This window comes from Thiocapsa sp. C2-2m (assembly GCF_041903745.1).
GTDB classification, from domain to species: Bacteria; Pseudomonadota; Gammaproteobacteria; order Chromatiales; family Chromatiaceae; genus Thiocapsa; species Thiocapsa roseilacustris.
Genome location: NZ_JBBWVD010000004.1, coordinates 15,637 through 31,610 on the forward strand (window position 1 = coordinate 15,637; position 15,974 = coordinate 31,610).

At 60.0% G+C, this 15,974-nt stretch carries 9 protein-coding genes and 1 pseudogene; 6 read left to right on the forward strand and 4 right to left on the reverse strand.

Features of this window, described 5'->3' with window-relative positions:
• Window positions 1-122 precede the first annotated feature (122 nt).
• The 6 genes and pseudogenes from AADX97_RS03915 (at window position 123) to AADX97_RS03940 (ending at window position 10,821) form a co-directional block, all read left to right on the forward strand.
• Window positions 123-1,274, forward strand: coding sequence for a DNA cytosine methyltransferase (locus AADX97_RS03915; RefSeq protein WP_374232099.1), 1,152 nt, complete (start codon window positions 123-125; stop codon window positions 1,272-1,274).
• Window positions 1,271-2,395, forward strand: a complete 1,125-nt coding sequence (locus AADX97_RS03920; RefSeq protein ID WP_374232100.1) for a DNA cytosine methyltransferase — start codon at window positions 1,271-1,273, stop codon at window positions 2,393-2,395. The genes AADX97_RS03915 and AADX97_RS03920 overlap by 4 nt, the downstream gene beginning before the upstream one ends.
• Window positions 2,392-4,086 (forward strand): McrB family protein, encoded by a 1,695-nt coding sequence (locus tag AADX97_RS03925; protein WP_374232101.1) that lies wholly within the window; start codon window positions 2,392-2,394, stop codon window positions 4,084-4,086. Before AADX97_RS03920 ends, AADX97_RS03925 begins: the two co-directional genes overlap by 4 nt.
• Window positions 4,087-4,090: 4 nt before the next feature.
• Complete coding sequence (locus AADX97_RS03930) at window positions 4,091-6,499, forward strand: DUF2357 domain-containing protein (RefSeq protein WP_374232102.1); 2,409 nt, start codon at window positions 4,091-4,093, stop codon at window positions 6,497-6,499.
• 107 nt (window positions 6,500-6,606) lie between these two features.
• On the forward strand, window positions 6,607-7,617 hold the full coding sequence (gene rhuM / locus AADX97_RS03935; RefSeq protein ID WP_374232103.1) for a RhuM family protein: 1,011 nt from the start codon (window positions 6,607-6,609) through the stop codon (window positions 7,615-7,617).
• Window positions 7,614-10,821, forward strand: a pseudogene (locus AADX97_RS03940) (type I restriction endonuclease subunit R). Before rhuM ends, AADX97_RS03940 begins: the two are co-directional and overlap by 4 nt.
• A gap of 169 nt (window positions 10,822-10,990) precedes the next feature.
• Here the strand turns inward: AADX97_RS03940 and AADX97_RS03945 are convergent.
• The 4 genes from AADX97_RS03945 to AADX97_RS03960 all read right to left on the reverse strand — a co-directional run bounded on the left by AADX97_RS03945 (window position 10,991) and on the right by AADX97_RS03960 (window position 15,732).
• On the reverse strand, window positions 10,991-11,404 hold the full coding sequence (locus AADX97_RS03945; protein ID WP_374232104.1) for a hypothetical protein: 414 nt from the start codon (window positions 11,402-11,404) through the stop codon (window positions 10,991-10,993).
• A gap of 455 nt (window positions 11,405-11,859) precedes the next feature.
• Window positions 11,860-12,924 (reverse strand): linear amide C-N hydrolase, encoded by a 1,065-nt coding sequence (locus AADX97_RS03950; RefSeq protein WP_374232105.1) that lies wholly within the window; start codon window positions 12,922-12,924, stop codon window positions 11,860-11,862.
• A 78-nt stretch (window positions 12,925-13,002) separates the two neighbouring features.
• A complete protein-coding gene (locus tag AADX97_RS03955) occupies window positions 13,003-13,434 on the reverse strand; it encodes a VOC family protein (RefSeq protein ID WP_374232106.1) in 432 nt (143 codons plus the stop codon).
• Window positions 13,435-13,731: 297 nt separating this feature from the next.
• Entirely contained in the window at window positions 13,732-15,732 is a 2,001-nt protein-coding gene (locus AADX97_RS03960) for an alkaline phosphatase D family protein (protein ID WP_374232107.1), read from the reverse strand.
• Window positions 15,733-15,974: the final 242 nt, after the last annotated feature.

A 15,974-nucleotide genomic window follows, 5' to 3' on the forward strand; every position in this document is an offset into this window, starting at 1 on the left:
GGCGTGTCCCCCTGCCATCCGGCGTATTACGCTGTCGCTAATACGCCCTACGCGGGCTGGTTTGTCTGGAGAAAATGAGCTAAGCCTCGCCGCATAACAAGACACCGACACGCGACTACTTCATGGCTAAATCAACCAAAGACATTCAAATACTAGGCAGTGACAAGGATTTCCTGCGACTCGGCAAAATGCCTGTTTTCGCCTCTTTCAATGATCCAGTTCGCATTGTCGATCTGTTTTGTGGCTGTGGTGGCATTACTCTAGGTTGCGTCCTCGCAGCACACGATCTTGGGCGCAACGTCGAGATTCCGTTGGCTGTGGATTTTGATGCTGCGGCGGTTGACTGCTACAAGGCCAACTTTCCACAGGCTGACGCACGGTGCACCGACATAACAACGATGTTGGAAAGCGATTGGCAGGCGAAGCTTACACGCGCTGAGGTGGGGCTTCGAAAGGGTGTCGGAAGAGTCGACATCCTCGTCGGTGGCCCACCCTGTCAGGGCCATTCAGATTTGAACAACTATACGCGAAGGCGTGATCCGAAAAACCAGCTCATGCAATTCATGGCCCGGGCCGCAGTTGTATTCAAACCACAGTCGGTAATTGTAGAAAACGTTGTGGGTTCGCTCAGGGATAGCGCCGGCATAGTTCATTCAGTCGAATCCATATTTCGAGAGCTTGGCTACCGAGTAAATATAGGCATACTGGATTTCGCTGCATTGGGCGTCCCTCAACGTCGACGGCGCATGATCATGATCGCCACAAAAGGCGCAGAAGTGCGTGTGGAAGAAATACAGCTCAAGTATTCCATCGCAGAAAAGACGGTCGAATGGGCCATAAAAGACATTGCGGATAAACCCCGAGACCTTCTTGTGGACCGCGTCGCAGTCCCCCAGTCTCAGACGAAAAACCGGATCGATTTCCTCTTCGATAACCAGCTTTACGAACTTCCAAACGAACAGCGCCCTGCATGCCATCGGGACAAGTCACACAGCTACGACACCGTCTATGGTCGCCTGCGTTGGGACAGACTCGCGCAAACGATTACAAGTGGCTTTTACTGCATGTGTATGGGGCGTTATGTCCACCCTGAGCAGCGCCGCACCTTAACAGCCCATGAAGCAGCGAGGCTTCAGTTTTTCCCTGACTTTTTTGATTTCTCACCAGCAAAATCGAGAACCAAATTGGCAGAGATCATCGGGAATGCCGTCCCCCCAAAGGGTGCCTACGCAGTTGCTCGGTCAATCATCTCAACTTTGGAGCCCACACCATGAATAAGTGCGTTGGGCTTTTCGCAGGAATAGGCGGGATGGAACTTGGAATGCACGCTGGTGGATTTCAGCCCGCGTTGCTTTGCGAAATTCTACCTGAGGCACAAGCAGTATTACGTGAACGCTTCCCAGGCGTTGATATTCGCCCTGATGTGAAGACGATAAGATCCATCCCAAGCGACATATCACTTATTTGTGCAGGATTTCCTTGTCAGGACTTGAGTTCTTCGGGGCATAAACGCGGAATAGCTGGGTTGCGTTCCAGCTTGGTTGGTGAGGTGTTTCGCCTTCTCGCGAGGAAGACATGCGACTGGATCCTCTTGGAGAACGTCAGGTTTATGCTTCATCTTGGTGGTGGTGAGGCAATGAAACATATTACTGAGGCATTGGAGGATCTTGGCTACCGGTGGGCTTACCGAGTGATGAATTCACAGAACTTTGGCGTGCCGCAGAGGAGGGAGCGAGTTTACATTCTTGCCTCAAAGAAGCTCAACCCAGCCGGGGTCTTGTTCCGCGAACCGGTTGATGCGCCGCCAACAATAGATAAACCAACCGATATCTCAGCACCGGTGGGCTTTTATTGGACTGAGGGAACCTATGCAACTGGGCTGGCTGCCGATGCATTGCCGCCATTGAAAGGCGGCTCAACAATTGGAATACCCTCCGCGCCTGCGATTCTATTTCCCTCCGGATTGGTTGGGACACCCGATCTTCGGGACGCAGAGAGAATGCAAGGGTTCTCCGAGAATTGGACGAGTGCGGCAGAACAAGTGGTTAAGCCCTCCTTTCGTTGGAAGTTAGTTGGAAATGCAGTTACGGTAAATGTTTGCCAATGGATTGCGGAAGGACTCCTGTCTCCATCTGACATTGGTCCAAAAGTGTTTCATCCCCACAATACACAGCGATGGCCAGATGCGGCATTTGGCGAAAGAGGGAAAGTATGGCGCGTTGATGGAGCGTATGGCCCCTTTAACCATGCATCACTATCGTCCTTTTTGCAATACCCGACAAAACCACTCTCTAACCGTGCGATTACTGGGTTTCTCGTCCGTGCTTTGAAGGGCAATCTAAAATACCCGGACGGCTTCATCGAAGCTTTAACCAGATACTCAAAGGCGTTATGAGCATCACGAAACAGCAGTTCATCGACGCGGTTCAGGCCGCCGTAAATGCTCCTTCCAAAAGCGGAACAAAATGGCATTCTTTGGAAAAGTTGTTCGCGGAAGAGGGCCTTAGAGGGAATGGCGCTATAAACAATGGGGGCGGAGCAGATCGAACCACACGAGTAAGACAGTTGGCCACCTCCAAACAGCATAATGGCCACACCACCCGCGACGTTGCGAACCATTCCGTGTTTGTGATCGGTGGCGACACTATCTCCGGTTACGAAAGCGCCCCGGCGCACTATGAAGAACAAATTGTTCAGGCCTTGCAAGACGAGCATCCTAACTGCGCCTCATGCCTAATTATGGTAGCCCCTACTAACGCGGAGGTGAGGCCTGTGCTGTTGGTAACACGATCTGATAAACCCGACCTCATTCCATACCGAACATGGTGGCCTGAGTTACGAACGGAGAGCCTCCCTTCAATTGCCAGCTCAACTATAGAAGGCGCGACATCAGAACTCAAGTCCAGTTCAGAAGAACTCGGGGAATTGGTTAGACTATTTCAACAGGACGCTGCAGATTCGTTTCTTCACGTTGAACAGGCTGTGGCTCAACGGTTTATCTCAAGCCTTTTGTCAAAGAGATTCCTTATAGCAACCGGCTTAGCCGGAGCAGGCAAGACTAAACTCGCTCAGGCTTTCGCACGGTGGCTTTTCTCAACAGATGGAAGCTACGAAGTGGTTCCTGTGGGAGCTGACTGGACCGGCAATGAAAACGTCCTGGGATATCCGAACGGCCTGGACAAGGAAACCTACGTTTCCAAACCGGCGCTTGATTTGGTTATTCATGCGAAAGACTGCCCGGACGTCCCGCACTTCCTCATCCTCGACGAGATGAACCTGTCCCATGTCGAAAGGTATTTTGCGGATATTCTTTCGGTCATCGAGTCCGAGGAGGAAATCCAACTCTATGATGGAGCGGCCCGCCAAGCAAACGGGAAACCAATTCCAAGTGCAGTCGAGCTCTCGAAAAATCTCTTCATTATCGGCACGGTGAACGTGGACGAGACAACCTACATGTTCTCGCCGAAGGTGCTGGACCGAGCGAACGTCATCGAGTTCCGAATGGACGCTAAGGAGTTGGAGGGCTTCCTCGACAATCCGGCAAAGCCGGACTTGTCCAAGCTCGATGGCAAAGGCGCGTCGTTTGGAAAGGCGTTCGTGGATGCGGCCAAGAACCCAGTAGCGGTTCCGGCTGATGTGAAGGCGGCTTACGATGCCGAAATGCTGCTGTTCTTCAAAACGCTGCAAGCCCATGGGGCGGAGTTTGGCTACCGCACGGCCTACGAGACGGCGCGCTTCATCCACTTCTACAATCTGCTCGGCAATTATGCTGACGGTGACACCGCTTGGTTCCCCCGTGCATTTGACTGTGTGGTCTTCCAAAAGCTGCTGCCGAAGCTGCACGGCTCGCGGTCCAAGTTGGGGCCGGTGCTCAAGAAGCTGTGGTTCCTGTGCGTGCACGACTCGGTTGGCCGTGGGGCGGATGCGCTCGAGGCGGCAGAAGAAGCAGCGCGTTCGACGGACAAAAAGGCCGAGCCATCGGTCATCGTCCCGACAGGTTCGCCTTATCCATTGAGCGCAGAGAAGATTGGCCGGATGTGGCGGCTGTTGATCGAAAACGGATTCGCCTCCTTCACCGAGGCATGAGGTCATGCGCGTTCTTCCTGATACCAGCGTTCCGTTTCGCTCGCCATCCGGCGCAGTGGTGGCCTACGTCACCCTGATGCCCGTGAAGGATGCGGAGAGCGCATCCACGGCTCCGCTGGCGGAGACGGACGAGGAAGACGCCCGTGAACATGGGGAGACAACCGTTCAGTTGCGCGAATCGGAGCGGTATGAATATGAGGTCGTTCCCGCCAACGGCGCCGACTTGCGGCTGCGTTGCAGTCTTTCGAGCCGTCGCCGCAGTCTTGGCAGCGGTGTAGGAAAACCGGATGCGGGGCTCATCGAGACGCGGTCCTTCTGCGGCACGCTGCTGCTGGAATTGGTCGAGGGCGAGGTGGACAGTGTGAAGGCTGCGGTGGCGACGGCATTGCTGGACGTGCGCTCGCTCAAGCTGGACTACCGGACGGAATACCGGGGGATGTTGCGGCGGCTATCGGATGAAATCGCGGGGCTGGTGGCGGATGCCCGGTCATCGGCAAAGGCAGGCTTCCGTTCAACGTTTGAAGACCGGACGGATGCGGGCTGGTTGCAAATCCAACTGGAGCTTCTGCGCGAAACGCTGGACAGCTCCGATTTCTCCGCCGCGCTGCAACGCATCCTGAGCTTTCCCCATGAGCGGCTGTCCACGGTGAGCGATTCCGTTTCCACCGACCGACCGATTCGCTGGACTCCGTCGGCAGTGCGGCAACTGGTGACGGGCAATCCACGCCGCGAGGTTCCGACTTCGCATCCGTTGCGCTCGCAACTGGGTTTGGAGTCGGTCGCCGAGCGGGTTCTGGTGCCGCGCAAGTCGCGAGACCTGGACACGCTGGAGAACCGGTTTGTGAAGTTCGCACTGGGCGAGTTCCGGGCATTCCTCACACACGCGCAGGGCGTGTTTGAGTCGTGTGCGGGCTGGGGCGCATCGGCGGCGTTGTCGCGTCGGCTGGCGGCGACGGTGGAGGATTGGCTGGGGCGCAGCTTGTTCCGTGAAGTGGGCGAGATGCGATTCGCGCCGCTGGGCAGTCCGGTGTTGCAGCGCAAGGCGGGCTATCGCGAGGTACTGCGCTGGTGGCTGCGGTTTCGCACGGCAGCGGAGCTTTCGTGGGAAGGCGGGGAGGCGTTGTTTCACGCGGGGCAACGCGACGTGGCGAGTCTCTACGAGTATTGGCTGTTCTTCGAGTTGCTAGGCTGGTTCTGCCAGAAGTGCCGGGGTGGAAATCGTCCGTCGGTGGAGGAGTTGATTGAAGGGCTGGAGGAAGGTTCGCCGAATCTTCGGCTGCGAAAGCGGATGGAGTTGGGGCCGTTTGTCGGCACGTTTGCGGGGCAGAGTCGCCGATTGAATGCACGCTTTGCCTACAACCGGCGCTTTGAGGTGACGCAGGACCGGCACGCGGGCGGCAGCTGGACGCGGAGGTTGCATCCCGATTACACGCTGACGTTTTGGCCGGAAGATTTGAGCGAGGCGGACGCAGAGCGGCAGGAGTTGCTGGTGCATGTGCATTTCGACGCGAAGTATCGCGTGGAGGACATCGAGGGCTTGTTTGGCGCGGAGGGAGCAGATGACGCCGATGACGAGGTGGAGGGTAACTACAAGCGGCAGGATTTGCTGAAGATGCACGCCTACCGTGACGCCATCAAACGCTCGCAAGGTGCGTATGTCCTTTATCCGGGGCGTGCGAACGCGGCGGTGAAGTTGAAAGGCTTTCACGAAATCTTGCCGGGGCTGGGCGCGTTCGGAGTCGCACCCGACGAGAACGGGATGGCACAGGGCTTGGAGGCGCTTGAGAAGTTCTTGGATGAAGTGCTGGCGCATCTAGGCAACAGGACGACGGCTCAGGAGCGCGTGAGCTATCACATCGCCGAGAGCTACACGTTGAAGGAGGAACCGGTGCAGTATGGATCGCTGGTGCTGGCGGAGCGGGATGAGTTGAGCGACACGACGCGGGCGCTGCCACCGTCCGAGCATCATGTGGTGGTGGCTTGGTATAACACGCCGGAACAACTCGCATGGACGCTGGAGAAGGGCATCGCGAACGTGCGGCTGGGTAACCGACCGGGAACGTGGCACATCCCGCCAGAGATGGCGTCGGCGCGGCATGTTCTCCTGCGGACCCACAGCGGCAAGGTGGCACCCGGTTTGTTCCGTCTCACGAAGCCGGGCTACAAGGTCTATTCGGCGAACGACCTCACGGCGAAAGGATACCCCGGTGCGACTGGTGGCGAGATTTACGCAGTCTTTGAAGTGGAACCGGATGCAGCCTACGCGGGGCGGAAGTGGGATGAGCCAGAAGTGACGAAGCAGATTAAGGCGTTCGAATCGCGCAGGTCTTACCGCCAAGTGAACACGTTGCATCGGCGTTCACCCGATCCGCGAGTGCTGAGTTTGCAGGAGCTCTTGCGGGCGATGCGATGAATGGCTTCGATTCTACGCATTCCCGTCAGGCAAACAACGGAAGTGAGCAATAGGGGACGTACCACGATAACCTTCGCGACCCTCACCCGCGTCTCGGAGCGGATTCAATGACCGAGCTTTCGGCGATGCCAGGTGGCGAGATCCTGGTCTACGAGGCCCCGGACGGCGGCGTGCGCGTGGACGTGCGGCTGGAACGGGAGACTGTGTGGCTGACTCAGCAGCAGATGACCGAGCTTTTCGGGCGGGAGCGCTCGGTCATCACCAAGCATATCGGCAATGTGTTTAAGGAGGGTGAGCTTGAGGCCAGCGCAACCTGTGCAAAATTTGCACAGGTTCAAAGAGAGGGCCAGAGGACCGTTGCCCGCGACGTCGACCACTACAACCTGGACGTCATCATCTCGGTAGGCTACCGGGTAAAATCGCCGCAAGGTACCCGCTTCCGCCAATGGGCCACGCGCACACTGCGCGAGCACCTGGTGCAGGGTTACACCCTCAACCGCCAGCGCTTCGAGCATAACGCGCGCGAGTTGGAGGCCGCACTGGCCCTGGTGCGCAAGGCCGCGGCCGGAGAAGCGCTGAGCACCGACCAGGGCCGCGGGCTGGTCGATGTCATCGCCCGGTACACGCAGACCTTCCTGCTCTTGCAGCGCTACGACGAAGGGCTGCTGGTCGAGCCCGAGGGCGTCGCGGGCGGCGTGCTGCCGCTGGTTGCCGAGGCACGGATCGCCATCGCGCGCCTCAAGCAGGACCTGCTGGCGCGCGGCGAGGCGACCGACCTGTTCGGCCGCGAGCGGGAGGAGGGGCTGGCCGCCCTGCTCGGCAACCTCGACCAGAGCGTGTTCGGCGAGCCGGCGTACCCGACCGTCGAGTCGAAGGCCGCGCACCTGCTGTATTTCGTCATCAAGAATCACCCCTTCTCCGACGGCAACAAACGCATCGGGTCCTTCCTGTTCGTCGAGCTTCTGCACCGAAACGGCCGGCTGATTCGCAATGGCGAGGCGGTGATCAACGATGTCGGTCTGGCCGCGCTCGCGCTGCTGGTGGCCGAATCGGCGCCGAAGGACAAGGATGTCATGATCCGCCTGGTAATGAACATGCTGGCCGAACCCGTGTTATGACCGCTTTCACCGAATCCGTCGTTGAGCAGGCAGCCCTCGCCTGGCTGGAATCCGTTGGATGGCAGGTCCGCAACGGCGCCGAGATCGCCCCCGGCGAGCCCGCCGCCGAACGCGACGACTACGCGCAGGTTGTCCTCGCACAGCGCCTCCGCGATGCCCTCTGGCGGCTCAACCCGGCGCTGCCCGCCGAGGCGCTGGAAGACGCCTTCCGCAAGCTGACGCGGCCCGAAGGTGCAGACCTCATCGTGCGCAACCGCGCCCTGCACCGCCTGCTGGCGGATGGTGTGTCGGTCGAGTACCGCGACACCGACGGCAGCATCCGCGGCGCGCAGGCACGGGTGATCGACTTCGAGCACCCCGCCAACAACGACTGGCTGGCGGTGAGCCAGTTCAGCGTGGTCGAGAACAAGCACGCGCGCCGGCTGGATGTCGTGCTATTCGTCAATGGTCTGCTGCTGGCGGTGTTGGAGCTCAAGAACGCTGCGGCCGAGAACGCGACGATCTGGAGTGCCTTCCAGCAGCTTCAGACCTACCAGGCCGAGCTGCCCACGCTCTTTGCACCGAACGCGCTGCTCGCTGTCTCCGACGGGATGGACGCGCGCGTGGGCACGCTCGGCGCCGGGCGGGAGTGGTTCAAGCCCTGGCGCACCATCACCGGCGAGACCCTGGCCAGCGCGCACATGCCGGAGCTGCAGGTGGCGATCGAGGGCCTGTGCGCGCCGCGGCGCTTTCTCGACCTGCTGCGCGACTTCATCGTGTTCGAGGATGACGGCGGCCGCATCGTCAAGAAGATGGCCGGTTATCACCAGTTCCATGCGGTGCAGGTGGCGGTGGGCGAGACGCTGCGGGCGGCAGATCTGGATCGGGCACGCGATACGGCGGATGGGCGCTACGAGTCGGGCCGCAAACCCGGTGGTCATCCGGGGGACCGGCGCGTGGGAGTGGTGTGGCACACCCAGGGCTCGGGCAAGAGCCTGACGATGGTCTTCTACGCCGGCCGCATCATCCGCGAGCCGGCGATGGAGAATCCAACCCTCGTCGTGCTCACGGACCGCAACGATCTCGACGACCAGCTCTTCGCCACCTTCGCACGCTGCCGCGACCTGCTGCGCCAGCCGCCGGTGCAGGCCGAGAGCCGCGCGCACCTGAGCGAGCTGCTTAACGTGGCGGCGGGCGGGGTGGTGTTCACCACCACCCATAAGTTCTTCCCAGAAGAGAAGGGCGACCGGCACCCGACGCTGTCCGACCGTCGCAACATCGTGGTGATCGCCGACGAGGCCCACCGCAGCCAATACGACTTCATCGACGGCTACGCGCGCCACATGCGCGACGCGCTGCCGCACGCCTCGTTCATCGGCTTCACCGGCACGCCGATCGAGCTGCAGGACGCCAACACGCGCGCGGTGTTCGGCAACTACATCAGCGTCTACGACATCCAGCGCGCGGTGCAGGACGGCGCCACGGTGCCGATCTACTACGAAAGCCGGCTGGCCAAGCTGGCGCTCGACGAGGCGGAGCGGCCCAAGATCGACCCCGGGTTCGACGAGGGTCCGCGCGAGCGAGCGCAGCGCGGACAAGGGCGAGGAGGTCGAGCGCAAGGAGAAGCTCAAGACCAAGTGGGCGCAGCTCGAAGCGGTGGTCGGCGCCGAGAAGCGGTTGGATCTGGTGGCCAGGGACATCGTCGAGCACTTCGAAAAGCGGCTCGAAGCGATGGACGGCAAGGCGATGATCGTCTGCATGAGCCGGCGCATCTGCGTGGAACTGTACCGCGAGATCGCCAAGCTGCGGCCCCATTGGGGAAACCACGGGGACGGCACCGACGACGGATCGTCTGATGCGGGGGGCGCGCTCAAGGTGGTGATGACCGGCTCGGCCTCCGACCCGGCCGACTGGCAACAGCACATCCGTAGCAAGCCGCGGCGCGAGGCGCTGGCTAAACGCTTCCGCGACCCGAAGGACCCGTTCCGGCTCGTAATCGTGCGCGACATGTGGCTCACGGGCTTCGATGCGCCGAGCCTGCACACCATGTACGTCGACAAGCCGATGCGCGGGCACGGGCTGATGCAGGCGATCGCGCGCGTGAACCGTGTGTTCAAGGACAAGCCCGGCGGGCTGGTGGTGGACTACTTAGGGCTAGCGCAGGAGCTGAAAGCGGCGCTGGCCACCTACACCGAGAGCGGCGGCACCGGGCGCACGGCGCTCGATCAGGACGAGGCGGTCGCCGTCATGCTGGAGAAGTACGAGGTCTGCTGCGGCCTTTTCGACTCCATCACGACGCCTGACGGCGTCGTTGGGGGCTTCGATTGGTCGAAGTGGACGACCGGCACGCCGCCGGAGCGGCTCGGCCTGCTGCCGGCGGCGCAGGAGCACATCCTGGCGCAGGAGAACGGCAAGGACCGCTGCGTGGGCGCTGTGCGCGAGCTGTCGCAGGCCTTCGCGCTGGCCGTGCCGCACGCCGAGGCGCTGCGCATCCGCGACGACGTGGCGTTCTTCCAGGCCGTGCAGGCGGTGCTCGCCAAGCGCGCCCCCGGCGACGCACGGCCAGAGGATGACATCGAGCACGCCGTGCGACAGATCATCTCGCGTGCGGTGGCGCCCGAGGGGGTGATCGACATCTTCGCCGCGGCCGGGCTGGCCAAGCCCGACATCTCGATCCTCTCCGAAGAGTTCCTTTCCGAGGTGCGCGGCATGCCCCAGCGCAACCTGGCGGTGGAGCTGCTGGAGAAGCTGCTCAAGGGCGAATTGGCGACCCGCCGGCGCAAAAACCTGGTGCAGGCGCGCTCCTTCGCCGAGATGTTGGAGCAGACGATCCGCCGCTACCAGAACCGCTCGATCGAGGCGGCGCAGGTGATCGAGGAGCTGATCGGTCTGGCCAAGGAGATGCGGGAGGCGCACGCTCGCGGCGACGCGCTGAAGCTGTCAGAGGACGAGCTGGCCTTCTACGACGCGCTGGAGACCAACGACAGCGCGGTGAAAGTTCTCGGCGACGATACTCTGCGCACCATTGCACAGGAGTTGGTGAAGACCGTGCGCGCCAACGTGACCATCGACTGGACGCTGCGTGAGAACGTTCGCGCGCAGTTGCGCGTACTGGTCAAGCGCATCTTACGCAAGTACGGCTATCCGCCGGACAAGCAGGAGAAGGCGACGCAGACCGTCCTGGAGCAGGCGGCGCTGCTGTCGGCCGAGTGGGCTACTGCCTAGCGGATCTGCGGCAATCTGAATGCGAGGCCGGCGTCGGCACCGTTGAATTCCGGGGACGGGACGAATTCCGGGGACAGTTTCCTCAATCGAAACTGGCCTCGAACTGAATTAAGTATACTGTCCCCGAAATTCGCACAAGTCAAAATGCCGAGTCTTGATCGCTCAAAAGTCAATCATCAACGCATTCATACCTGTTATTGTATTTCTTCGTCGGCGCGATCGAAATGCACCGACCTCTGACGACTTCAAGATTGACATACCCATTACCGCCGCCGTTCATCAGTGCTGCAGCGGTGGCTGCTTGAATGATAGCTGGGTTGACCGTCGTGCATTCTACCGGATCTCCGACTGACACGTGGCCCTGACCTTCTTCCACACCGCATTCGAGCTCAAGCCAGGTTATCTTATGAGCAATGGCTCCGGGAAAATTCTGGATTGTGACATCCGTCACAATACCGTACCTGTCGATCGGATCGACCGTAGTGATATCCTCGTTCCCGCCGCCGGACGCCTGAACCGCAGAAACCAACAGACAGGATGCCGCGATCGCGGCGGTCACAGAACTCAACAAATACTTATTCACGAGTATCCCTCACAGATTCCTTTTGCGTTTGAAGACACTATATCGCTGCTTGTAGGTATCTCTATTGATAGCCCTACGACAAAAAAGATAGTCCAGGCCGACCTGCATGTCAATGGCCTTACGCGTTCGAAGAATAATCGTCTTTCGACGACGAGGGCTTCGTACGATATAAGTATCTCTTATAATCCAAGTCGTCTGGAGATGCACAATGAATCGTTATCGCAAACGAAATCATTCACAACGCCCTCTATCTTCAGGGTCCAAACGGGGTCCAAACGGGGTCAGGTCTTGACATGTGCCTATTTTCGCTCATGGCTTTGCGAATTCCGAATTTTCCGAATTCCGGGGACAGTTTACTCAATCGAAACTGGCCTCGAACTGAATTAAGATACTGTCCCCGAAATTGCACCGAGTTAACGAGTCGCGTGTTGCGTTGCCAGCCTCAACGCACCCGATCATTCTGCCCCAAGCCACTTGAAGGGCTCAGCTGGCTTGAGCGCTGCCGAAAGCTCGCCCGCGAGAGGCTGGCCACGCTCAATCCTGACGACCTTTGGTGCAGCACCTTCAGTCAGATCAACCTTGTTGATATCGATCCACGACACGGCGGGGAAGATCGCGGATTCGAAGTAGTAGATCTTGGCCCGATGATCCGCCACGGTCCGCCACAGTGTCATCGCGATGTTCGGGTTACTCGCATCGGCCATGCCGAGTGGAACACTGATCATGCGTACCTGCGAAAACACTGATGCGAGCGCTAGCTCGGGATCCTTGTACTTCGGTGATAATTTGAGATAGTGGGTCGTGCGAACGAAGCGGTCGGCGGCACTGATTGTGCCCGGAAGGAAACGGTCGCCTCCAACCTTATCCCAGTAGACGTTCAGGGCGAGCTGTTGGTCGAACGTTGGTGAGTTGGTCATCACCCTGTACTGCGAGCCATGGTGAATCACGAGTTCGCCATTGATGTATTCAAGGATCGCAGAGTCGCCCGTCGCATCAGAAAGCGAAAGATGCAGGCCCGCTGCGTGACCATTCGGCAGTGGAGGAGCAATGATGGCAAATGGGGGATTGGCCATAGCGGCAACCGCCTCCCCCACTGTTGCGAAGTTGTCGAGGAAGTACTGTGCCCAAGCGCCAGCGGTCAGAGTGGGCTTTCCTGACTTGGCTGCATCACCCCATTCGGCTTCCTTCAGATAAAGCAGGTTGGCAACGAGTCCTTTCTCGTTCATGCCATCGGCCGTTCCGGCATCATAGAAAGAGACAGCAATTGAGCCATACTTCGCGGTCCATTTGATCGGGTTGGCACCGACCGTTCCATCGCGCTTCATCCCTGTGGGAAAGACCCACAGCGCGGTCTTGGCGGAAGTATCCATCCAATCCATGGACCGTCCGGTGATGTAGGACTGATCGCCCGTCTCATACACGAGACGCGTGCAAGCCTGTGCGTTGTGCAAAGGGCCGAATGCGATGGTCGCGATGACCAAGGTGCTGACCACAGTCTTCATCGTCGTGTATGGGTTCATGTGTCTCATCTTCGTCTCTCGTTTCCTTTAATGTTGGTGATGTGATGCCGTCGAACAGTTGATCAGACAGAGTGTCGGTCAGGCGAGATAGGCAGATTCTGTGACATAGTCACTCCGGTACTCTTCGGTTGGCTCGAAAGACTGGACGATGTCCAAATAAACCCCGTTCGGATCTTGAATACAGAAGTGCCGCTGCCCCCAATCTTCGGACCTCAAGTCAAGCACGATTGTTAGCGATTTTGACTTGGCTGCTGCATAAGCGGCATCAGCGTCTTCCACCTCCAAGCTGAAAATGACGCCATCGCCAGAGTATGGCCTATGAAACATTGGCGGTTGAGTAGGTTGGTCGGGCAATAGAAAGCCAATTTGAACTCCGGACTTCGAAACTAGATGAACGTACCAGTCGCCTGAAAAGACAACGTCAAAGTCAAGATTCTCTGTGTAGAAGGACTTCGCCACATCGAGATCTTTGACGATGAAAACAGGGAATGAGCTTTTTGGTTCGATCACGTGTAACTGCTCTCTTGTCGGCTAACAGTTAGCGAGGCTTCGCATCAGACCAACGAGACATGGGCAGGCCCCGATTGATCGTCGGTGCACTAAGCTACCTTATAGAGCTGTTTGGGCAAAATCGGGTCGTGTCGAACCCGTAGGGTGCGGTGACGCAGGAACCGCACCTTGTCTGGCGCCAACGGTGGATCAGGGTGCGGTTCGTCCCTCACCGCACCCTACGCGCTGCTTTCGCCAAGGGTTCGACAAAGGTTGTTGCTGCCATGTCGTCGGTCGGGCGGTGACACCGGGCAAGGCTCAATCCCAGCGTGACTCCGCCTCCCGCCGCGAGAAGGTGACCATCCGCCCATCGGTCAACAGCTCGCGGATGCGCCATGGTACCCCCTCCTCGTCGATCTCGACCAGACCGATACCGCTGCCGTTGAGCAGGCGGCGGCCGTGCGGGCTGCCCTCGGGTTTACGCGGAATGACCCGCATGTGCCGCCGGCGCGTCAGCCAATTCAACGGCGAGCGCGGCGAATAGAGCCATCGGTTGGCACGGTCGAGCACATCCAGCAGACGCGCCGGAAACGCGTTGCGTATCGCGCTGCTGCAGATCTGCCAGATGTCCGGCCCACGTACTCGACCGCGCAGCTCGACGTCGTAAACGAACGAATAGTGGACATCGCCCGAGAGGACCACGAAGTGCTGCGGGGTCTTCGGGTGGCGGAAGATGTTGAGGATCGCGTGGGCGGCGCCCGGATGGGCCATCCAGTTCTCGGCATCCACCATCAACGGTTGACCGAACCAGGTGAAGATCCGCTGGATGGTCTCGATCAGCTTGACGCCGAAGATCGGTGTCGGCGAGACGAGCAGCACGGCCGGCTGCCCGCGCAGCGTCTGCTGCAGGTCGGTCAGGGCCTCCCAATCCATCAACCCGGAGGGTTTGCGGGCCGCCGATTCCGAGCGCCAGCGGTGGGTCCGGGTGTCGACGACCACCAGCGGCGGCGTGGTCGGCCAGCTGTAATGCCAGTGGTCGAAGCGCAGCAGGCGGTCGATCAGGTCGTCGTGCGCCTTGCCGCCGGGTGCGTCGAGACTGGCCTGGACCTGGTCAAGGATGTCTTCGTCGAAGGCATCCGGGCTGTTACCCCACGCCTGGTTGAGCAGGTAGCCGAACAGGGCGTTGCCGATCACCCGCTTGGAGAACGGATGGCCATAGGCCACCTCCTCCCATTCGCGGCTCAGGTTCCAGTCGTCGGTGATGTCGTGATCATCGAAGATCATCGCCGTCGGCACATGTGCGAAAAGGCGGCGGACCTCCGGCAGCCCGGCGACGAACTCTTCGATTGCCAGGCGTTCGCTCCGGTACAGGGACCGGGAGGCGACATCCAACCCGGGCGGCGGATCCAGGTCGATCAGCGGCCACAGCGCCGGTGACCAGACCAGCAGGTACATCGCCAGCGCCTCCCCGAGCGTGATCAGGTGATTGTGCGCGCTGTTGGTCGTGAAGACCGGTTTCTCGACCCCGCCGAACAGCACCTCGATGAGGGCGTCGTTGCGCTTGCGGCGCGGCAGCAGCGTCTCGCGCCGGTAGAAACCGGCCGGATGACGGTAGAGGGTCTGTGCACTGTCCAGCCGGGTCAGGTCGGCGCCGGCCAATGGCTCGTCGGGCAGGTCCAGCATCGCGACCATTTGGTGAATCGCCTGTAGCATCGGACCGGCAACATCGTCCGCATAGACCTGATCCCCGGTCAGCACCAACACCGAAGGCCAAGCAGGCAGCTCATCCGGGGCGACCGTCTCTGCGGTTTCCCGTCCAGTCGGCAGAGCGCCCTGCTCGAGGCAGCGGTTCAGCAGGCGATCGGCCTCGACCAGACCGTCGCCCCCGGAGTAGTGCGGTTTACGGCACGACCCGTGCAGCAGGCTACCGACCCGCGACGGCAGCACGAAACCGGGCGAGGTCTTTCCCGGATAGCAGAGGTCAGGGGCCAGTTCGGCGCAGTCCGACCAGCGGCCCTCGGGTGCCGCCAGGGATTGCAGGTTCACCACATAGCTGATCCAGCGATCCTGCGGCAACGGCTCGTCGAACTGCAGATCGACCAACAGGTAGTACAAATGCGCACCGACCGTCAGACAGCGCAGGCCAGCCTGGCCGGGTGCGAGCACCCGGTCAAGCGGTTGACCCTCGTCGGGAGCAATCGTAATCCGCGCGCGGACAGGCTCGCGAACGGCCAGCCAGAGAACCAGCCGCTGCGGCGAGGACCGGCGCAGCATCGGGCCGGCAAGAACCAGCGGCAATGACTTTCCGGACGCTGTCATGGGTTCGATTCCCCATCAGGCGGGCTTCGCAGGGTCATGTCCTTTCTCCACCACGAAGATAGGATCCGCACATCAGCGGCACGCTTGCCCGCCGGGAAATGAAAGGGTTTTGTCACGGGCTCTGGGCGAATACGACATCGAAGCGCCAGTTTAACCCGGAGCGGACCTGACGCGCCGTGAGTCACCTCAAAACTGGGAGAAATAGGGGACGTACCATGGTAACCTTCGCGACCCGAAAGCCC

Coding starts and splice junctions, on each gene's coding strand:
- AADX97_RS03915 (WP_374232099.1), top strand. CDS start 123: ATGGCTAAATCAACCAAAGACATTCAAATACTAGGCAGTGACAAGGAT.
- AADX97_RS03920 (WP_374232100.1), top strand. CDS start 1,271: ATGAATAAGTGCGTTGGGCTTTTCGCAGGAATAGGCGGGATGGAACTT.
- AADX97_RS03925 (WP_374232101.1), top strand. CDS start 2,392: ATGAGCATCACGAAACAGCAGTTCATCGACGCGGTTCAGGCCGCCGTA.
- AADX97_RS03930 (WP_374232102.1), top strand. CDS start 4,091: ATGCGCGTTCTTCCTGATACCAGCGTTCCGTTTCGCTCGCCATCCGGC.
- rhuM (WP_374232103.1), top strand. CDS start 6,607: ATGACCGAGCTTTCGGCGATGCCAGGTGGCGAGATCCTGGTCTACGAG.
- AADX97_RS03950 (WP_374232105.1), bottom strand. CDS start 12,924: ATGAACCCATACACGACGATGAAGACTGTGGTCAGCACCTTGGTCATC.
- AADX97_RS03960 (WP_374232107.1), bottom strand. CDS start 15,732: ATGACAGCGTCCGGAAAGTCATTGCCGCTGGTTCTTGCCGGCCCGATG.